This is a genomic window from Ruegeria sp. CF5 (genome assembly GCF_056537325.1).
In genome coordinates this window covers 1-20210 of the sequence record NZ_JBQFRI010000016.1, presented here as the reverse complement: position 1 = coordinate 20210, position 20210 = coordinate 1, and the positions used below count along the sequence as shown (strand labels likewise).

Below are 20210 nucleotides of genomic sequence, written 5' to 3'. Positions count from 1 at the left end.
CTTACCGGATAAAGTTTTTTACATAATCAGCGCCAAGGCCGACTTTCTCGAAATGCGCACGGCACATGTCGATCTTGGTGAACACGTCCTCGTAGCCAAGGTGATTTCCGTCGGGGTCGCAGTAATACATCACTCCGTTCACCTGAAAATAGGTGATCATTTCCTCGACATCTTCCGGCACAACCAAAGTGTGGGTTTCGCCCGGAGGCTCGTAAACGTAAGAGCCTTCGGTGGCTTCCCAGTCGTGCTCCAGATAATGCCAGCGGCCTTTCAGCACAAAGCCGTGTACCGGGTTCGGGTGGCGGTGGCGTGACAAAACACCTGCCTTTGTCACCTTGAGAAGGTTCATCCAATATCCCTGACTGACATTCAGACAGAGCGGGCGGAAGAATACCGTCTCGGTCTGTTGGACCCACATCCGGGGGTCGTCTTCGGCCAGCGCATTTGGCACTACGATCTCGGGCAGCGCGTCCTGTGGCATGGGGTGCTTGTATGGCACCATTGGGTTTTCGTCGGTCTCAGACAGTGGCATTTCGCTTCCCTTGCTTTCAGACTGCGGCGTAGCCGCCATCCACGTTTAGAATTGTTCCGGTGATGAACTCTGCTTGTTCAGACGCCAGAAACAGGGCCGGGCCGATCAGGTCCTGCGGTTTGCCCCATCGCGCCATAGGTGTGCGCGACAGAATGGCCCCGCTGCGCTCAGGGTCGTTTTGCAGGTTCTGTGTCAGCGGCGTGGCGATCCACCCCGGTGCCAGCGCATTTACGCGAACCGCGTCCGACGCATAAGCAATCGCCAGTGATTTGGTGAGTTGTGCGATCCCGCCTTTGGATGCCGCATACCCAGGCACCAATCCACCGCCAAAATAGCTGAGCATCGACGCGATATTGATGATTGAACCCTTGGTACTGGCAAGATGCGCGCGCGTGGCAGCGCAAACGCGCATTGTGCCGTTCAGGTTAATATCCAGAACTTTGGCAAATATCTCCGGATCGTGCTCTTCGTTGCGCCGGATGACACCTGCAGCGTTCACCACAACATCCAGTCCGGGAATGTCCTGACAGAGGGCTTCAACCGCTTTCCCATCAGTCACATCCAGCGAATGAAAACTCAGACCGGGTTTACCCTCCGGCAGATCGCCTAATCCGACAGCCATCACCTGATAACCCGCCTCGTGAAAACCTTCGGCAATCGCCAGTCCAAGCCCGCTGGTTCCGCCGGTGATCAAGGCGCGTTTTCGTATTTCGTTCATTGCTTCCATCTTACATTGTCCATATAGTGGACATTTAGACCATTTTATGGACGTTACACGCTGCGCAGTTCGCTGGTCAACAGAGAGGTTCACGCATGTCAAAACAAATTCAGGGGACGCAGAGTTTTGCGCGAAGCATCAGTCTTTTGCAGCATATTTGCGACCGGACCACGCCTCCGACCTTTCAGGATTTGCTTACTGAATGCACGTTCACACGCCCCACCCTGTACAGATTGCTGCACGGGTTGGAAGCCGAGGGCCTGGTAATTCAGGCCAAAGACAAACGCTACAAACCCGGCCCACGTTTGATCAATCTGGCCCGTACCGCCCTATCTACATCTGACATTCGTGACCTTGCCCGCGATGCGCTTATTCGCGTCAGAGACAAGACAGGGGAAACCGTGCACCTCGCCGTACCAAGTGGCGAAGGGCTTGTTTACATCGACAAAATCGAAAGCCTCGAAACAGTGCGCATGAACTCGACCATAGGTACGTTTGTTCCGTTGCACTCAAGCGGTGTGGGCAAAGCCTATCTTTCCGCTTTACCTGAGGATAAGTTTGCCGATTATCTCGAAACCGCGACACTGACACCAATCACGTCTTTCACAACAACAGACCCTGCCGGATTACGCGTTCAGATTAACCAATGCCGCACACAGGGTTTCGTTTTTGACAATCAGGAGAATGAAGTCGGCATCGCCTGTTTCGGCGCACCAATACTTGACGACGCCGCACGCCCTATCGCCGCCATCAGCGTGTCCGTACCGTTGTTTCGACTGGACAGGAACAAATCGCGTTATTCGGCAGCCGTTTTGGAATGCGTTCGAGAGTTGTCCGGTCGCTCTACATAATGCTAAGAGGACACCCCAGCGCGAGCTACAACGTCCTCTTGCTCCGGATTAGGTTCTTGTCCGCGGCCCAATCACTCGTCGCGAACTACAAAATCCATTGGTTGAGTGAATTCCCTAGCGGGTCCTCAGTTGGATTCGAGGACCGCATTCAGGAACTGCTGTGTGCGTTCTCGTTTCGGGTTTTCAAACAGTTCTTCGGGCGCTGCCTGTTCTTCGATCGCGCCATTGAAGAAGAAGCAGACGCGGTCTGAGATGTCTTTGGCAAACCCCATCTGATGCGTCACCATCAGCATAGTCAGATTATGTGCATCCACCAGCTTACGGATGACATTGGTAACTTCTCCGATCACTTCGGGATCCAATGCCGACGTTACTTCGTCAAACAGCATTACCTTGGGGCGCATGGCCAACGCACGGGCGATGGCGACGCGTTGCTGCTGGCCACCAGATAGGCGCGACGGATGCTGATCGCGCTTCTCGTCCATGCCGACCATTTGCAGAAGCTCCATCGACCGCTCTTCGGCCTCTTTCTTAGGAATTCCGAGAACCTGCACCGGACCTTCCATGCAATTCTGCAAGGCGGTCATGTGCGGGAACAGGTTGAAGTGCTGAAAACACATGCCGATCTTGCTGCGGATACGCCGGATATGCGCCGGGTTCGCGGGCACCAGCACACCGCCTTTTTCCATATGTGTCAGGGGCTCTCCATCCACGTAGATGACGCCACCGTTTATGGTTTCCAGCGTCATCAGCATGCGCAGAACGGTGGTTTTGCCTGACCCGGACGGACCGATGATTGTCACCATCTCACCCGCGTCGATATCCAGATTCAGATGGTCCAGTACAACAAGATTGCCGTAACTTTTGCGCACGTTCTGAAACCGGACCATCGGGATATCGTCGCCTTCAAGGCGCAATGGGTATTGGCTCATGTCTTCGTTCATTTATCTCATTCCCATTTTACGGCGCACCCATTTTTCAAACTGGGCGATTAAAAACGCGGTGGGCAGTGAGATCGCAAGGAAGATCACGCCGACCATGGTGTAGGGTTCAAGGTAACGATAGCTTTGGGCGCCGACCGCGTTAGCGGTATGCATCAATTCAGCCACGCCAATCACGGACAGCATCGGGGTGTCCTTGAAAATACCGACCAGGTAGTTCCCCATTCCCGAAATCGCCGGCGGTAGCGCCTGCGGGATGATGATGCGGCGATAGGTTTGGATGACCGGCATGTTGATGGCGGTTGCGGCCTCCCATTGGCCTTTCGGCACGCTTTCGATGCCACCACGATAAACTTCGGACAGGTAAGCCGCGTAGTGAACACCGATCGCGATCAGGCCCGATGTCCAGGGCGACAGGTTGATACCGAACTGTGGCCCCACGTAGAATACGAAGAACACCTGCAAAAGCAGCGGTGTCGAGCGGATAAACTCGACCACTTCGCGCACGCACACTGTCACAATGCGGTACGGCGTGCGTTGTGCCAGTACGAAGACCAGCCCCAATACCACAGCGATGGCATATCCCCCGCCCGCCGCCAGCAGAGTTTTTCCCGTCGCGTCGATAAAACGCGGCAACAATTCCCAGGTCCAGTCCCAGCGCCATTGCATCGGTCAGGCCCTCCCGATCTTGCGGGCCATCGTGCGCTCGAAATATCGCATGAAGGGCGTGATGAGGAACCGCGCGAAGATGTAATAGATGATCAAAGCCGTGCCGAAAGTCTGAACCGACAGGAAGGTCGAAATATTGATCTGGCGGGCCTCATACATCAGGTCAGTGACAGAGATTAGCGCCACCAGCGCCGTGCCTTTCATGATCTCGATGACCAGATTGCCCCAGGGCGGCAACATGATGACAAAGGCCTGAGGCAAAATGATACGCCGCATCCTTTGCCCGGGTGTCATGTTGATGGCCTTGGTGGCCTCCCACTGCCCTTTTGGAACGGCAAGTATTGCACCGCGGACCAATTCAGCCCCGTAGGCGCCCATATTCATTCCAACGGCAATGAAACCAGCAGTGAATTTGTCCAGCGTGACCCCAAACAAGGGAAGAACGAAGAAAATCCAGAACAGCTGCACCAGCAGCGACGTTCCGCGAAAAATCTCGATATAGACAGTGGCGACGCCTTTGACCGCGACGTTCTGAGAGAGGCGCATCAACCCGAAGGTAAGGGCGACGATTACGGACACGATTGTGGCCAGGACAAACTGCACAACCGTGATCAGCGACCCCTCCAGCAGCCGTCCGCCATAGGCCTCAAGAAATTCGTAATAGGGCAAACGCCGCTCCCTTCGTGTTTACTCAGAGGATGAGAGGTGCAAAGAACAGCGCCCTGCCCGACAGGGCGCTGCTTTTTGCAAGTTAAGTGAATGATCCTCGCCGGGGATCAGCGATTGGCACAGGCCCATTCCATCGAGGCGTCTTCGCCCGGGACGTTGTCCGGATAGTAATCCCATTGCTCGACGGCAGAGAGCATTGCCTCGGACCCGAGATAACCGGGCATGGCAGCATTGAACTCTTCCCGGAATCCATCGTCATCGGGGTGGAAGCCGATAGCAACCCAGTTGAAAGTCCATTCCGGCAGTGCGTTGGTATCCGTCGCTTCGATGCCGTCGGTTTTGGCTGCAAGGTCATAGGCCTCAACTGCGGTCATCGCGCCGATACTCGCCCGACCGGCCTTGACGGCTGCAAGCACTTCGGTCGTGCCGGGCAACTGCATGATGTTGGCTTCGGGTATACCGACTTTCAATGCTTCTTCGACATTCACATAGCCTGCAACAGCGGCCATGGTGACGCCTGCATTCTTGATCTCTTCATATGTCTGCAGGTTCTCGGGGTTCCCCTCGGGCACGATGAAGGCGTTACCGAATTGCCCGACCGGCTCGGAGAAGTCGATATTCTCGCAGCGCGAACCCAGAATATACATCCCACCGGTGATGATATCGACACGACCCGCCATCAGGCTTGGGATAAGACCAGCCCAGTCGGTCACGACAGGTTCGATATTCGTGTGACCCATCTTTTCCAGCAGATCCAGGGTGATCTGGTTTACGAATCCCAGCGGTTCCCCGTTTTCTCCCGGATGGGCCCAAGGGGCCGCCGCGGCAAAACCAAGGCGGATCGGCTCACCTGCTGCGACCCGGTCCTCCAGCGGTCCGGCGAGCGCACTGCCGGCCGTCAGGGCCAGCGCGGCGGAAAGGGCAGTTCCCAGAATATTCGTTTTCATTGTTGGTTCTCCTTACTGTTGGAATGACTGGTCCGACAAACGATCCGTAGCCAAATGCGCTTGTCTGCCCGGCGCGCTGTTTCATGCGTCTTTTCGGGCTGTGCCGATGGACGGAAAGATGCTGAAAAAACTGATCTTTTCAGGCTCATGTTTCCCATCCCCGGCGATATCGGGTGTTTTTCAATAGGGCGTTTCCACTCCTCCCATTTCGACATAAACGGATTTGATCTGGCTGTAGTGATCCAGCGCGGCCCGGGAGTTTTCCTTGCCGACGCCGGATTGCTTGAAACCGCCAAACGGCATTTCAACCGGCATGGTGTTATAGGTGTTGATCCAGCACGTACCTGCCTGCAGCCGGTCGATCACCCGGTGTGCCCGGGTCAGATCGCGCGTAAAGACCCCTGCTGCCAATCCGAAGTCAGTATCGTTGGCGCGGCGGATCACCTCTTCTTCGTCCGTGAATTCGAGGATTGAGAGAACAGGGCCAAAAATCTCTTCGCGCGCGATGCCCATGTCGTCTGTGACGTCCGAAAACACCGTGGCCTCAACGAAGCTGCCGTTTTCGAAACCGCGAACGGACGCCTGCTTTCCCCCGCACAGCAGTCGAGCCCCTTCTGAAAGCCCGGTTTCAATGTGGCCCAGCACTTTCTGCATATGTGCCGCAGATATCAGCGATCCCATCTGCGTGTCGGGGTCCAGAGGATCACCCAAACGGATTTGCCGTACTCGTTCCACGAGTTTTCGTTCGAACTCCGCTCGAATCGACTGTTGGACAAAAACACGAGTGCCGTTCGAACAGATCTGTCCGGCAGAGTAAAAGTTCCCAAGGATCGCACCACTTACGGCGGCATCCAGATCGGCATCTTCGAATATGACCAAAGGTGACTTACCGCCAAGCTCCATCGTCACATGCTTTATCCCCGCGCCGGCTGCGGCCATCACCTTTGATCCCGTGGGTACCGAACCGGTCAGCGAGACCTTTTCGATATCGGGATGCGTGACCAGCGCGGCCCCGACATCGCCATAGCCCTGGACCACGTTGTAAAGCCCTTTCGGGAGTCCGGCCTCGATCAGGATTTCCGCGACTTTCAGCGCACAAAGCGGCGTGACTTCGGAAGGTTTGAAAATGACCGAGTTGCCACAGGCCAATGCTCCAGCACCCTTGTAGCACGCGATCTGTGTCGGATAGTTCCAGGCACCGATACCAAGGCACACACCCAACGCGACCCGCTTCGTATAGATGAACGACTCGCCATACGGGATGCACTCGCCCGAAAGGCTACTGGCCAGCCCACCATAAAATTCGAATGCTTCAGCGCCAGACAGCGCATCCGCAACAATCGTTTCCTGATACGGCTTTCCGGTGTCCAACGTCTCGAGAACGGACAGTTCATGGTTCCGGTCGCGTATAATATCGGCCGCCCGGCGCAGGATTCTACCCCGCTCAGCCGGTAAGGTTCGTTCCCATTCTGCCTGCGCCCGCGCTGCGCTTTCTACCGCACGCGCGATAATGTCGGGTGTTGCGGAATGCAGCAGGGCAATCCGCTCACCGGTTGCAGGATAGATACATTCGATCCGGGCACCTGCCGGATCCTCCACGTACTCTCCATCCACAAAATGAGAAGCCTGCGGCTGCGCGCGCAGGCCAGACGAAACAGGTTGCGTGCGTGTGGCCACGCCGCTGTCAGCTACGTTGGCAGGTTCCTCCAATGGGTTCGACTTTGCTTCTAAGTCCATGTCCATTCCTTTCGGCGTGAGGACATTCGACAACGTGGCGTGCCTGATTCGAGTGTTCTGTCCCAGCATGATAGGGGCGAACTTCTGTTTTACGCAACATCTTTGCTGTTACAGTAATCTTTATGAGATCTTTTTTCGTGTTGATTACGGATTTCGCATCATGGCGCAAAACTAGATGACGGTTCCGCATTTCACTCATCCCCAGTTGCTTTTGAGAAGGAACTGGTTTTTGAAGTTCATCAGCCCGGTCATAACTTCGGCCGAGCCAATGTCTTCCCGGCCATAGACATGCTCGGACAACATGCTGAGAAAGGTCTTGCGGTCATCTGTCACAATTTCGATGAGCAGGTCATAATTGCCGCTTACCCAAACTACATAAACAATTTCCTCCAACGCCGAGAGGCGGGCAGCAACGCTTTCCGGCCGATGTCCGGAAGCGACGCGAATGCCGACCATGGCCTCGGTCCGATACTCGGAAACGCCTGAATCGGTGACGGCGACGATGCGCAGGCTGCCACTGGATTTCATGGCATTTACCCGATTTCGGATCGTGCCCTCGGATACGTTGAGTTTTTGGGCAATTTCCGCAAACGGAGTGCGCCCATCCTTTTGCAGCGCCTGGATAATTTCCTGATTGAGGCTGTCATTCAACAATGCGGTGTCCCGCTGACGGCTGCCTGCCCCGGTTGCGTGATCGGATGATGGCTTTTTTCGGTTGGTTTCGGTCATGAGAACTCTCTAATCTGATACGTAATCCGGATTTTACTACGAATCTCGTAGTATTTGGATCGTAATTTTTCGTTGACGTGAAATAATTCGCAATCAAAGTTCGGATTGAATCAACTTGCAGAACTGCAGTTCGATGGAACCAAGCGCCCGACCGATCAGGAGGAAGCCAACCATGTCATCCGCAGCAGAAAAACCGCAGATCAAAACATTTGCCGGGAATTTCCAAGGCTACAATCAATCCCATCCCGCCGCGATCGACGAAGAGATCGCCCGCGTCGGAGCGGGCACACCCGCAGGTGAATATCTGCGCCGTTTCTGGCATCCGGTCCATCTGACCGACGATCTTGGCGATCTGCCCAAAGCCATCACCATCCTCGGCGAAGAACTGGTCGTGTTCCGCTATGGCGAGGACAAGCAACAGATCGGGCTGGTCCACAAATACTGCCCGCATCGGCGCGCCTCGCTTGAATATGGGAAATGCGAAGACCGGGGAATTCGCTGCTGCTACCACGGCTGGCTGTTTGCACCGGATGGCGAAATTCTCGAAGCGCCAGCCGAGGATCAGACCGCACGCGCGGTCGAGATGGTCAAGGAACGGACCCGGCTGGGCGCTTATCCGGTTATCGAATATCGCGGTATTATCTTCGCCTATATGGGTCCGCCCGACAAACAGCCTGATTTCCCGATCTACGACGCCTTCGAGCATGAGGGCATGACCAGCGCGCCCTACAAGGCGCCATATACCTGCAACTGGATTCAGGTTCAGGATGCGATCATGGACCCGACCCATACAACCTTTTTGCACAGCCAGAACAGCCACCCTCAGTTCTCCGAAGGAATGATGGCTTCGGGTGAACTGAAATTCTATGAGCGGAATGAAAACCATTTCCTCGGCACATCCACCCGACGCATCGGTGAAAACGCCTGGGTCCGGCTAAACGAGCTTGTGCTGCCGAACTTTACCCAAGCCGGGTCAGCCTATGCCGCCGACGGGACCGAACAGCGCTATTTCGGACGGTCGTGCTTTACCCGTTGGGTGGTGCCGGTGGATGACGAAAACACCATTGTCTACGCATGGGCGAATTTCGGCGACCGATGGGACCCGCACGAATACAACACCAAGGAAGGTCACGAGATGATCGAACAGGGTGAGGTTCTGGACCGGACACCCGAAGAGAAACAGCGCTACCCGGCGGATTCGGAAGCCGTAGAAGGAATGGGACCAATCTCGACCCATAAAGGTGAGAACCTGATGCCGACTGACCGGGGTATCTCGCTATATCGGCGCCGTGTGCGCAAGGCGATCCGGGATCTCGAGAATGACGGCATCGAACCACCTCAGCCCCTGCGGCACGGTGCAAATTCGGTGCGCACCTATGGTCAGGACACGGTGCTGCATCTGCCCCCGATCGATGGTCAGGACGACAGTGCCTATCTGTTGAAGATCGGCGAAGCGGTGATGGATATGCAGTTTGCGCACGAAGACTGGTGTGACGAGAACCGTGACACCGCGATCATCGAAAGACTCAAGGAAATGGAAGCCAACGGTATCGGGTGAACTCCCCTACTTCCTCCGCGAACCGGTTCTTCCATCGGTCCGCGGGGGTTTTTTGGTCAACTCTACGCAAGGAAACCACTATGGCTGTGAAAGTTCACGTCAAAAACAACCGTTGGGCTGAAGGATCATTTCCGAACACACCGGAAGGCGAAGAGGTGTTCACCATCACCGGTGAACGCTTTGACACGGCGCAGGCGCTGCACCCCGATGTTGTCGGCAAGCTTGATCCGTTCATCGACTGGGATACTGACAACTGGCAAAGCTCGATGGCGGATGCCGAAGTGCTTCTGACCTGGAACATGCCCACCGAGAATCTGGCGCAGGTCGCGCCCAATCTGAAATGGATTCACTGCATCGGTGCCGGGGTCGAGCATATGCTGCCGATGGACTGGCTGCCCGAGGGCGTGACCCTGACCAACAACAAGGGCGTTCATGCCGCCAAGGCCGGTGAGTTCTGCCTGATGGCGATCCTGATGCTGCATTCGCATATGCCTGCCATCGTCACCAATCAGCGCAATACATATTACGAGTCGCTTTATTGCTCACCCATCGCTGGCAAGACCGTCGTGGTTCTGGGAACCGGGTCGCTGGGTGGGTCAGGTGCCAAGATGATCAAACCTCTGGGGGTCAACGTGATCGGTGTGAACCGGTCGGGCCGGGATGTCGAAGGCTGTGATCGCTGTGTGCCGACGGCGCAGCTGGACGAGGTTCTGCCACTGGCCGACTATCTGTTGATCGCCACACCCGATACGCCGGACACACGCGGGCTGATGGATCGGCGGCGGCTGGATCTGATGAAACCCACGGCGGGTATCATCAATATCGGACGCGAGGCTGTCATGGATTACGATGCACTCTGCGACAAGCTGGACGAAGGCAGTTTGGGCGGCGCCATTCTGGACGTGTTCGATCCCGAACCCATCGCACCCGAGTCGCGTCTGTGGAACACGAAGAACATGATTATCACGCCCCATGTCTCGGCCGATGACGGCGACGCGTACATCCCGCTGACGCTGGGCCTGTTTTTTCAGAACATGGAGCTGTTTCTTGCGGGCAAGCCGCTGCTGAATCCCATCGATCCCAAGTTGGGCTATTGAGGAGATTGTCATGAATATCGGGTTCATCGGACTGGGCGTCATGGGCGCCCCCATGGCCGGGCATCTGGCAGATGCTGGCCATACCATTTTCACCTGTCTCAACCGCTCGGCCCTGCCCGATGCGCTTGCGGACAAGCCCGTTCAGGTGGTCGGCAGCCCGGCCGAGGTCGCGGCGCATTGCGATACCGTGATCGTCATGGTTCCGGACACGCCCGATGTGGAACGAGTGATCACCGGGGAAAACGGTGTGCTGGTCAATGTGCACGAAAGCTCTCTGGTGATCGACATGTCCTCGATCAGCCCTATCGCAACCGAGGCGCTTGCACGGGCTGTGAATGAAAAGGGCGGTCAATACGTCGATGCCCCGGTGTCGGGCGGCGAGGTTGGCGCAAAGGCGGCGAGCCTGACCATAATGTGCGGCGGGCCGCAAACCGCGTTTGACCGGGCCAGACCCCTGTTCGAGCTGATGGGCAAGAACATCACCCTAATAAGCGAGGCCAATGGAGCTGGTCAGACCTGCAAGATCGCCAACCAGATCATCGTCGCCCTGAATATCGAAGCGGTGGCCGAGGCGCTGGTCTTTGCATCCAAGGCGGGTTGCGATCCTGCAAAGGTTCGAGAGGCGTTGATGGGCGGGCTTGCCACTTCAAGAATCCTTGAGATTCACGGAGAACGGATGATCAAACGCACGATGGATCCGGGGTTCCGCATCGAACTGCACCAGAAGGACCTCAATCTGGCATTGTCCTCGGCCCGCGCCCTCGGCGTGTCGCTGCCCAACACCGCCACAGCGCAGGAGTTGTTCAATTCCTGCTCGGCCAATGGCGGGGCGCAGGACGATCACTCGGGTATGGTCAAGGCGCTTGAGCGGATGGCCAACCATCCGGTTTCTGACGGATAACGCGTCGGGCCGGTTTCAAAACTGCGCCTGAACCCAATCGACAAACAGCGACGCATAAGGATTTGCGGCGCTGCCCTTATTGTGGATCAGAAAATACGCGTCACGCCCGGGAACATGGATGTCGAACGGTACGACCAGATTGCCTCGTGCGATCGCGCGCTCGACTAATGTCGTGTGCCCCATGGACACTCCTTTGCCCGCCTGTGCCATAGTCAGTGACAGGACATAGGTGCTGAAGAAATGTCGGTCTTTCAACGCAAGCCCCCGAACCCCGGAACGCGCGAGCCAGAAGTCCCAAGTTTCGTTGACACCCGTCAGATCGAGAATTCGTTCATTTGCCAGATCATCCGGCGACTTCAGCCGTTTCGCAACTTCAGGTGCGCAAACCGGCGTGAGTGTTTCCTGCCGCAGACGGATCGCGTCTTCCTGAAAGGTTTCCTCTCGACCATAGTGAATCTCAATATCCGCGGTGGTGCCCTGAAACTCCTGCTCCCACAATGCGGTTGAGACGGTCAGTTGCACGTCCGGATGGGCCTCCATGAAGTCATCCAGTCGATCCATCAGCCAGAACGAGGCAAAGGCGTAATTTACTTTCAGGTGTAGATTGCGACCGGTCGAATAACCCAGAAACGACCGCGTGCCCTGTTCCAGCGTGTTGAAGGCCCGCTCGACGATGGGGAGATAGTTGCGACCGGCCTCGGTCAAGGTCAAACCGCGATGGCGGCGGATGAACAATTGCTGACCCAAGGCCTGTTCCAGCAGCCTAACCTGCTTACTTACAGCGGATTGCGTGATCAGCAGCTCCTGCGCTGCGTCGGTGAAACTCAGATGCCGGGCCGAGACCGAAAAGGCGCGCAGCCAATGCAGTGGCGGAGTCGCTGTTTTGCGGTTTTCCTGCTGCATTCCTTCAGTCTCAACGCTGCCATTCCATTTCGTCGCATCATGGCCGGAAATTAGTCGTTTGAAAAGATGACTTCAAAACTCCTTTATCGAGTCACCGGACAGCAGGGGCTGTGCCGGGCTTACCCAAGGCTCAGCAAGGAGACCCAGGTGTGAAGATCGCCTTTACTGATTTCGTGCAACCCGACCTCGATCTGGAAACCGCCCTTATCAACGACGCGGGGTTCGAGATGGTGGTGGCCGATCCCCATTGCACCTCGGAACAAGAGGTTATCGATTTGGTCAAGGAAACCGGCGCTGATGCCATCGTGTCGCTCTATGCGCCGATTGGCGAGGCCGTGTTCTCTGCCCTACCCGATCTGAAAGTCGTCAGCGTCCCGCTGGTCGGGGTCGATGCCATTGATACAGAAGCGGCCAAGCGGCACGGTGTCTGGATTGCGCATATCCCGGACGCATGGGTGTCCGAAGTTGGCGTACACGCCGCCGCCATGGCGCTGTCTCTGGTTCGCCACCTGCCCTTCTATGATCGTTCGGTCCGCGAAAGGCGCTGGGATTATGAAGAGCCGGGCGTTCTGCACCGCACGCACGACATGACCTTTGGTCTGATGGGGTGTGGGCGCATTGGCCAGCAGGCCGCACGCAGCGCTGCACCCAGTTTTGGCAAGGTAATTGCATATGACCCCTATATGCCCGCCGAAGCATTCCCGGACTGGATCGAGCGGGTCGAGACCAAAGAAGCGCTGTTTGAACGGTCCAACGTCGTATCGCTGCACTCTCCACTCACGGCCGAAACCAGGCATATCGTAAACGCTGATCTGCTGGGGCGGATGCAACGCGGCAGTTTCATCGTCAATGCTTCGCGGGGCGCTTTGATTGACTCCGACGCTTTGCTCGCTGCTCTGGACAGTGGTCAGGTCGGCGGTGCCGGGCTGGACGTGTTCGAGGTCGAGCCACCTGATCCAAATGACCCCCTGCTGCACCACCCGCGCACCGTGGTGTCACCGCATGCCGCCTATTACTCGGTCGAGGCCGATGAGGAAGGCCGCTCGCGCGCGATCAAGAACGTGATCACTTATGCCAACTCCGGTCGACCGGACCACTTTGTCGTCGAAGGGACAAAACAGCCATGAAAGATCTAGATACATCCGCCATGACCTGTGGCGAGGGCCTTCTGCATCTGCTCAAAGCCTATGGTGTCGATACTGCCTTTGGCATTCCCGGCTATCACACAGTCGAGTTCTACCGGAATTTCGACAAGATGGGCATCCGTCAGGTCACCCCCCGGCACGAACAGGGCTCGGCCTATGGCGCCTATGGCTATGCCGCCGCCACCGGCAAGCCCGGCGTTTGTTTTCTGGTCACGGGTGCTGGTGTTACCAACGGAACCACGGCGATAGGCGAGGCCTATTCAAACTCGATCCCGATGCTGATCTTCACCACCATGAACAACGTGCACGAGCTGGGTATGAACGGCGGCCGGATGCACGAGCTGCGCTCGCAATCCGACATTCTGGATCAGGTCACGGCGTTCACCCACACCTTGCTGGACGCACGCAACCTGCCCGAGGTTCTGGCCCGCGCCTTTGCTGTCTTTTCCGGCCAGCGCCCGCGCCCGGTCTGCATCCAGATCCCGCAGGACATTCTTGCCGGCCCCGCTAGCTTCGAAATCGAAGCCTGGCCCCCTGCCCCAAAACCCGGCCCCGACCCGACCGAGGTCGACAAGATTGCCGGGATGCTCTCCGCCAGCAATTCCACCATGATCGTGGTGGGTGGCGGTGCTATCCCGGCCTCAAAAGAGGTTCTGGAATTGGCCGAACGGCTGGACGCGCCCGTCATCAACTCCTGCGCGGGCAAAGGTGTGATCCCCGAGGATCATCCTTTGTGTTTAGGCTTCACTCAGGCGTTTGATCCGGTGCGAGACCTGTTGCGAGATGCAGATGCTGTACTGGCCATCGGCACTGAATTTGCCGAACCCGATCGGTATTTCACCGAGGATTACCCGATCAACGGGCAACTGATCCGCATCGATATCGATCCCGGCCAGATCATGCACTATTCGAAACCCGCCGCTGCCCTGCTGAGCGATTCAAAGCTGGCGGTTTCGGCCATTCTGAAGGCGCTGGAAAACCACAACGGCCCGCAGCACGACCAACCTGCCGCCGATCTCGTGGCCGAGACCAAGGCCAAATTCAGCGGAGATCTGTGCAAGGAATCCCCCAAGCACAAAAAGGCGCTGGGAATCATTCACGACGTCCTGCCCGAGGATACGATCATCAGCGCCGATGCGTCTCAGGTCTGCTATACCGGGCTCTATCACTATCCGATGAAACTCCCGAACCTGTTTCACTTCCCAAACGGCTATGCAGCGATGGGGTTTGGCGTGCCGGTCGCCATCGGCATGAAGGTCGGTGCGGGTGACAAGCCGGTGGCCTGCATCACCGGAGACGGGTCGTTCCAGATGACCTGCGAAGAACTGGCCGCAGCGGTCGAGCAAAAGCTGTCGATGCCGATAATCGTCTGGTCCAACGACGGCTATCAGGAAATCCGGGAATATATGGACAGCAAGGGCCTGCCCACCATCGGCTGCACCATCTACAACCCCGAGTTCAAGAAAATCGCCGAAGCCTTTGGCGCCCATGGTCGCCGTCCGCAGAGCGCCGAAGAGCTGCGCGAGGCGCTGGAATTCGCGCTGCAGGCAGATGGTCCAACCATCATCGAAATCGACGAGAAAGACGCCTGGCTGCAATAAGCTGCCGGGCCCCGGAACTGGGGCTATGTCATGATTACCAATGCAAAGACATCCAACATCCACATGGACAAGAAAGAGCTCAAGCAGCTCATGCGGCGCAGTGACCGGCCAGGCCTGATTTACCTCGGGTGCTGGCTTGGCCTGTTGGCGATTACCGGCACTTTGGTGATGCTCTCCGTAGGCACTTGGTGGATGGTTCCGGCGCTGTTGATTTATTCCGGGTTCTTCGCGGTATCAGCCTATGCATTGTCACATGAATGCGCACACGGCACCGCCTTTCGGACCCGTTGGCTGAACGAGTTGGTATTCTGGTTCACCTCACTGCTCTATTATGAGGAACCGCTGCACCGTCGCTACTCCCATGCCAGCCACCACACCCACACCTGGATCGAGGGCGCAGACAACCAGATGCCTTATGCCCCGATCCCGCTGACTTTTTGGGGATGGATCGAGGAAATCCTGGGGCTGGGGCTATACTGGCATCAGACGAGAATGTTTGTGCTGCATTCTTTCGGCATCTTCTCGGAGAACGTCAAACGCGTCACACCGAAAAGCGAACTGTCCAGAATGCAGCGCAATACGCAGATCTGCGTCGCGATCTACCTGGGCCTTGCCGCAATCAGCGTCTGGCTTGGCTGGCTATGGCCCCTGTGGCTGATCGTGATCCCGCGCGTTCTGGGCGGACCGATCATGAACGCATTCATCCTGATGCAGCATGTGGAAATGGCCGAAAACCAACCCAATATCGTGCAATCGACCCGCTCGTTCCGCACCAATTGGTTCTTTCAATTCCTGTATTTCAACATGAACAACCATATCGAGCATCACCTGTATCCAACGGTGCCGTTTCATGCGCTGCCGGACCTGAGTGAGGCGCTCACCGATCAATTGCCCGAACCCGATGCCGGTTTCCTGAGCACTCATTGGGAGGTTCTTAAAATTGCCATCCGACGCTCGCTGGGGCGCGATGACCGGTCCAAGAAAATCCGCCAGGCCTTCTCGGATGACTTAGCAAAGGAAGAAAATGACACAGCAATGGCATGATGCCTGTGCAACAGGCGACATTGACGACGAGGATTTGATCACTCTGGATGTCGGGGGCAAACTTCTGGCCATTTACAACACGCCCGAAGGTTTCTTTGCCACGGACGGCATGTGCACCCACGAAGATGAATCACTGGGCGATGGGCTGGTCATGGATGGGGTAATCGAATGCCCCCTCCATCAAGGTCGGTTTTGTGTTCGCACGGGAAAGGCGCTCAACGCGCCTGCGGTTCAAGATTTGTGCACCTATGAAACCCGCGTCGAAAACGGGCGCGTTTTTGTAAAGGTCTGACGCTTATGCGCTATGCGGATATGACACTGGCGCAGGCCGCACGGGTTACGCCGGTTGTCGGCATGACCGACACGCTGGAAATGATCGACCTACCCAAGATGCGGGCCTATCGCCTGCAACGGCTGCGGGAAGAGATGAAACGACAGGACATGGGCGGCTGCGTCCTGACCTCGGTCTATTCGATCCGCTACGCTACCGGCATGCGCGATGCCGGCATCATGCAAAGCCACATCCCGCTCAGCTATCTGTTCGTACCCGCTGAAGGTCCGACAGTCTATTTCGATGGCGAAACCGGCAAGAAGATCGCTCAGGGGTTGGAAACTATTGATGAGTTGGGCGATGAGGCGATCCAGATCAGCTTTATGTTTGCCGGTCAGCGCATGGACGAAATGATCGACCGTTGGGTCAATCAGATTACTGCCCTGATGCAACGCCATGGCGGTAGCAGCACACGTCTGGGCGTGGAAAGCCCGGTACCGCAGGTTGCGGCGTTGTTTGCGAATAAAGGGCTGGAAGTCGTTCATGCGCACAAGGTGGTCGAACCAGCCCGCGCAATCAAATCCATCGAAGAAGTCCTGTGCATGAATTACGCCATCGCGGTGGCCGAAGGCGGCATGTGGCGCATGCGCGAGGCCTTGCGCCCCGGCCTAACCGAGATCGAACTGTGGTCGCATCTTTGGAAAGCCAATGTCGAGGCCGGTGGTGATTGGATCGAAGGGCGCTTGCTGGCGGCAGGCGATCGAACGAACCCATGGTTGCAGGAAGCCTCGGGGCGCGTCATCCGCCCGGGAGAGTTGGTGGCATTTGACACGGATATGGTCGGCCCTTTCGGATATTCAGCAGATGTGTCGCGCACACTGTTCTGTGGCTCGGGTCGGCCAAGCGACTATCAACGCGAGCTTTACAACCGTGCCTATGATGAAATTCAGCATAATCTGGAACTGATGAAACCGGACATGTCGTTCCGTGAAGTCATGGAGAAAGGGTTCAAACAGCCCGAGCAATTCCAGGATCAACACTATGCGGTATTGGCTCATGGTATCGGGATGTCCGATGAATGGCCGTGCATCTACTACCCGCAGGACGAAGCTCTGGCCTATGACGGCGTGCTTGAGCCCGGCATGGCGATGTGCGTTGAAAGCTATGTAGGAGAAGTCGGAGGGGCTGAAGGTGTGAAACTGGAAGAGCAGGTTCTGATCACCGAGGACGGGTATGAACTGTTGTCCAAGTTCCCCTTTGAATCCAATCTGCTTGGTCGCGAGATTTGACATCGGAACTGCATCGACGCTTTCCCCGCATTGATGATCTTGAAAGGCGGGCGAAACAACGTTTGCCGGGATTTGCCCGAGACTTCATTTTCGAAGGCGTCGATGACAATGCAACGATGGCCCGAAACCGCGCAGGATTGTCTGAGGTCACCCTGACGCCGCGCAGTATTCATGACGCCGAAGGCCCTGACCTATCCTGCACCCTGTTCGGCCAGCGATATGCCGCGCCATTTGGTGTCTCTCCGGTTGGCGGGGGCGAAATTGCCTGGCCGCGGGCCGGGTCCCACTTGGCATCCGCCGCTGCGCGGGCTGGGCTCGCCTTTACGGGGTCGACATATACCGCTGCGACGCTGGAAAAGCTGCGGCAGATCGCAGGGCCAGCAGCCTGGTTTCAACTATATGTGTCATCCCGGGACGGTATCACGTATGACCTGTTAAGCCGCGCCAAAGCTGCCGGATACGACGTTCTGCTGGTCACGATGGACGTGCCGACCCCCGCCCGACGCGCCCACGATCTACGCAACGCGTTAGAGTTTCCGTTCCGGTTTGATTTGCCCAAACTGTGGCAGATGGCGCTGAACCCCGCTTGGAGCTGGGCCAATCTACACCACGTCCTGCGCCACGGCATAATGGATTTCGCCAACCTGCGTCCTTATATCGGCCGCGATGGCCAGAACGCCGCCGATGTGATCGCAAGCCTGTCGACGCCCGTTACCGCCGACCGCCTGCGCGCTGTAAGGGACCACTGGCCCGGTAAACTTGTGGCGAAGGGCGTTTTGTCTCCGACCGAAGCCGCTAAGCTGCGCGACATGGGGTGCGATGGCGTGGTGGTGTCCAACCATGGTGGCCGGCAATACGACGCGGCACCTACTCCGGCCGACGTTTTGCCTGAAATGCGCAAGCAGTTAGGACGCGAATTTCCGATTTTGGCCGAAGGCGGGGTCCGCTCTGGCCTGGATATTTGTCGCCTGATTGCGCTGGGGGCCGACTTCGTTTGCACCGGGCGTCCATTCTATGCAGGGGTCGCCGCGCTTGGGCCTGAAGGTGCGGACCACGTCTTTGATGTTTTTCTCGCTGAATTCAAAACGGCGTTGAGGCAGATCGGATGCCTGACCCCGCGCGATCTGCCTCAATTCTTGTCAACAGCGTCGACTTAAATCTGCTTCTCGGGCAGGTGAACAACCAAACCGTCCAAGGCATCTGATACTGTGATCTGACAAGTCAGACGCGACCGCGCCGGATCTGGTTCAAATGCAAAATCAAGCATGTCGTCTTCCATGTCATCTTTGCCCGGCAGCTTTTCGACCCAAGCCGCATCCACATAGACGTGGCATGTCGAACATGCGCATGCACCGCCGCAATCGGCATCGATGCCCGGCAGGTTATTGTCTCTTGCACCTTCCATCACGGTCAGACCGTTTTGAACCTCGACAACATGAGCGGTACCGCCATGCTCGACGTAGGTAATCGTTGCCATCTTCGTTAGATCTCCCTGTAAGCAGTTGCAGGTTTGGTTTCCAAGGCGAGTATTTCGAATTTTGTGGGATCGGGGCGGAACCCCCATCGCGGTCGGCTGTCAGAGCTTGTCCAATGCCTCGAGAAGTTTCTCGTTCTCCTCTTTCGACATATGCACCGTCTCTTTGGGGCCCGGGAACGAGCCCTCGTTAACGGCATCCCGGAATTTGACCATTGCCTCTACCCGTTCGCTATAGATCTGCCGGTGCAACCGACCCACATCACCGAACGCCCTTGCATGTTTCGGATCATTCGGGGCCTCGCCGCAGATATCGTGCAAAAAGAGGAAAATGATATCACCGGCATAACCCGATCCCAGAGAACATGTAACGATACTGGTTTTCTCGTTCAGGGCCAGCAACGCTTCTTCGGCGACGCACTCAATCTCGACGGCAAAACACCCTGCATCTTCCAAACGCTTGAATGTGCGATGTAGCTCCATCGCCTCTTCAGCCGTTTTTCCAATGGCTCGAAGTCCGCCAACCCATGTCGACAAGCGAGGAATCAATCCCATATGCGCTTGGACGGGAATTCCATTCTTGGCCAATAGCTCAACGGCATCGTAGCTGCGGTTCGTGTAGAAGAAATCTGCGCCCCGCTCCATCGATGCGATACCGGCCCGCAGAATGTCGTCATTGGTGGCGTGTTGCTCCCACCCCATACCGGAACCGGCAAATGTGCTCGGGGCGACCTGGCGCACCATTTCCACTTGTTCATCCCAAAGGGTGAACAGATCGATACCGGCTTCAACCGCTGCCCGCGCTTCTTCCGGGCTGGACGGGTTGACCATCGTCAATTTGTCTTTGGAACCTTTGCGTGCACGCAGGTCGGCGACAGTGAAATTACGCTTCGCTGGTGTTCCGTTGAACGTATAGATGTTCTTCATCGTCGTAGTCTCAGATGATCTGTAGATTGTTGATGCTATTGGCATTTTCCGCGGGGCGACCATGGCCGGCTGATCGCCCTGCTTTTGGTTCATCAATACAGTCTCAGATATTCCTGGACTTCCCAGTCTGTGACGGACTGGTGGTATCGTTCCCACTCGTCATTTTTGTATTCGAGGTAGGATTTGCGCATGACCGGGCCCATCACG

The 20210-nt window shown here is 56.7% G+C and carries 21 protein-coding genes; 10 read left to right on the top strand and 11 right to left on the bottom strand.

Going from position 1 to position 20210, the window contains the following annotated elements:
• Position 1 precedes the first annotated feature (1 nt).
• Both ACR0NW_RS22730 and ACR0NW_RS22725 read right to left on the bottom strand, forming a co-directional pair.
• Complete coding sequence (locus ACR0NW_RS22730; protein WP_170653266.1) at positions 2-532, bottom strand: 2,4'-dihydroxyacetophenone dioxygenase family protein; 531 nt, start codon at positions 530-532, stop codon at positions 2-4.
• A 16-nt stretch (positions 533-548) separates the two neighbouring features.
• Positions 549-1250 (bottom strand): SDR family NAD(P)-dependent oxidoreductase, encoded by a 702-nt coding sequence (locus tag ACR0NW_RS22725; RefSeq protein WP_480452188.1) that lies wholly within the window; start codon positions 1248-1250, stop codon positions 549-551.
• Between the two features lie 95 nt (positions 1251-1345).
• Here ACR0NW_RS22725 and ACR0NW_RS22720 point away from each other — a divergent pair, with 95 nt between their 5' ends.
• Positions 1346-2101: an IclR family transcriptional regulator gene (locus ACR0NW_RS22720; protein WP_480452187.1), complete on the top strand. Its 756-nt coding sequence runs from the start codon at positions 1346-1348 to the stop codon at positions 2099-2101.
• 125 nt (positions 2102-2226) lie between these two features.
• Here ACR0NW_RS22720 and ehuA read toward each other — a convergent pair whose 3' ends face one another.
• From ehuA to ACR0NW_RS22690, 6 genes are all read right to left on the bottom strand, one after another.
• Complete coding sequence (gene ehuA, locus ACR0NW_RS22715; RefSeq protein WP_480452185.1) at positions 2227-3045, bottom strand: ectoine/hydroxyectoine ABC transporter ATP-binding protein EhuA; 819 nt, start codon at positions 3043-3045, stop codon at positions 2227-2229.
• Entirely contained in the window at positions 3046-3711 is a 666-nt protein-coding gene (ehuD, locus tag ACR0NW_RS22710; RefSeq protein ID WP_480452182.1) for an ectoine/hydroxyectoine ABC transporter permease subunit EhuD, read from the bottom strand.
• A 3-nt stretch (positions 3712-3714) separates the two neighbouring features.
• Complete coding sequence (gene ehuC / locus ACR0NW_RS22705) at positions 3715-4380, bottom strand: ectoine/hydroxyectoine ABC transporter permease subunit EhuC (protein WP_480452181.1); 666 nt, start codon at positions 4378-4380, stop codon at positions 3715-3717.
• 107 nt (positions 4381-4487) lie between these two features.
• The gene (locus ACR0NW_RS22700; RefSeq protein WP_480452180.1) at positions 4488-5327 is read right to left on the bottom strand and encodes a transporter substrate-binding domain-containing protein; all 840 of its coding nucleotides are present in this window, start codon (positions 5325-5327) and stop codon (positions 4488-4490) included.
• Between the two features lie 180 nt (positions 5328-5507).
• Positions 5508-6971, bottom strand: coding sequence for a betaine-aldehyde dehydrogenase (gene betB, locus ACR0NW_RS22695; RefSeq protein WP_480452252.1), 1464 nt, complete (start codon positions 6969-6971; stop codon positions 5508-5510).
• A gap of 288 nt (positions 6972-7259) precedes the next feature.
• Positions 7260-7793 (bottom strand): Lrp/AsnC family transcriptional regulator, encoded by a 534-nt coding sequence (locus ACR0NW_RS22690; protein WP_480452179.1) that lies wholly within the window; start codon positions 7791-7793, stop codon positions 7260-7262.
• A 172-nt stretch (positions 7794-7965) separates the two neighbouring features.
• Between ACR0NW_RS22690 and ACR0NW_RS22685 the strand changes: the two genes are divergently transcribed.
• The 3 genes from ACR0NW_RS22685 (at position 7966) to ACR0NW_RS22675 (ending at position 11349) form a co-directional block, all read left to right on the top strand.
• Positions 7966-9351, top strand: a complete 1386-nt coding sequence (locus ACR0NW_RS22685) for a Rieske 2Fe-2S domain-containing protein (protein ID WP_480452178.1) — start codon at positions 7966-7968, stop codon at positions 9349-9351.
• 80 nt (positions 9352-9431) lie between these two features.
• The gene (locus ACR0NW_RS22680) at positions 9432-10448 is read left to right on the top strand and encodes a D-2-hydroxyacid dehydrogenase (RefSeq protein ID WP_480452176.1); all 1017 of its coding nucleotides are present in this window, start codon (positions 9432-9434) and stop codon (positions 10446-10448) included.
• A 10-nt stretch (positions 10449-10458) separates the two neighbouring features.
• Positions 10459-11349, top strand: a complete 891-nt coding sequence (locus ACR0NW_RS22675; RefSeq protein ID WP_480452175.1) for a 2-hydroxy-3-oxopropionate reductase — start codon at positions 10459-10461, stop codon at positions 11347-11349.
• 15 nt (positions 11350-11364) lie between these two features.
• Here ACR0NW_RS22675 and ACR0NW_RS22670 read toward each other — a convergent pair whose 3' ends face one another.
• Positions 11365-12252, bottom strand: a complete 888-nt coding sequence (locus ACR0NW_RS22670; RefSeq protein WP_480452174.1) for a LysR substrate-binding domain-containing protein — start codon at positions 12250-12252, stop codon at positions 11365-11367.
• A gap of 149 nt (positions 12253-12401) precedes the next feature.
• On the opposite strand from ACR0NW_RS22670, the gene ACR0NW_RS22665 reads away from it, so the two are divergent.
• From ACR0NW_RS22665 to ACR0NW_RS22640, 6 genes are read left to right on the top strand one after another with little or no spacing between them, the layout of a single operon-like run.
• A complete protein-coding gene (locus ACR0NW_RS22665; RefSeq protein WP_480452171.1) occupies positions 12402-13379 on the top strand; it encodes a C-terminal binding protein in 978 nt (325 codons plus the stop codon).
• Positions 13376-14998 carry a 5-guanidino-2-oxopentanoate decarboxylase gene (locus ACR0NW_RS22660; protein WP_480452169.1) on the top strand — a complete coding sequence of 541 codons (1623 nt, stop codon included), beginning with the start codon at positions 13376-13378 and terminating at the stop codon, positions 14996-14998. Before ACR0NW_RS22665 ends, ACR0NW_RS22660 begins: the two co-directional genes overlap by 4 nt.
• Positions 14999-15028: 30 nt before the next feature.
• Positions 15029-16042, top strand: a complete 1014-nt coding sequence (locus ACR0NW_RS22655) for a fatty acid desaturase (protein ID WP_480452168.1) — start codon at positions 15029-15031, stop codon at positions 16040-16042.
• The gene (locus ACR0NW_RS22650; protein ID WP_480452166.1) at positions 16023-16334 is read left to right on the top strand and encodes a non-heme iron oxygenase ferredoxin subunit; all 312 of its coding nucleotides are present in this window, start codon (positions 16023-16025) and stop codon (positions 16332-16334) included. Before ACR0NW_RS22655 ends, ACR0NW_RS22650 begins: the two co-directional genes overlap by 20 nt.
• A gap of 5 nt (positions 16335-16339) precedes the next feature.
• Entirely contained in the window at positions 16340-17602 is a 1263-nt protein-coding gene (locus tag ACR0NW_RS22645; protein ID WP_480452165.1) for a M24 family metallopeptidase, read from the top strand.
• Entirely contained in the window at positions 17599-18759 is a 1161-nt protein-coding gene (locus ACR0NW_RS22640) for an alpha-hydroxy acid oxidase (RefSeq protein WP_480452163.1), read from the top strand. The genes ACR0NW_RS22645 and ACR0NW_RS22640 overlap by 4 nt, the downstream gene beginning before the upstream one ends.
• Here the strand turns inward: ACR0NW_RS22640 and ACR0NW_RS22635 are convergent.
• Entirely contained in the window at positions 18756-19079 is a 324-nt protein-coding gene (locus ACR0NW_RS22635; protein ID WP_170653301.1) for a 2Fe-2S iron-sulfur cluster-binding protein, read from the bottom strand. The genes ACR0NW_RS22640 and ACR0NW_RS22635 overlap by 4 nt on opposite strands.
• A 99-nt stretch (positions 19080-19178) precedes the next feature.
• Positions 19179-20003 carry a 3-methyl-2-oxobutanoate hydroxymethyltransferase gene (locus ACR0NW_RS22630; RefSeq protein WP_480452161.1) on the bottom strand — a complete coding sequence of 275 codons (825 nt, stop codon included), beginning with the start codon at positions 20001-20003 and terminating at the stop codon, positions 19179-19181.
• Positions 20004-20210 lie beyond the last annotated feature (207 nt).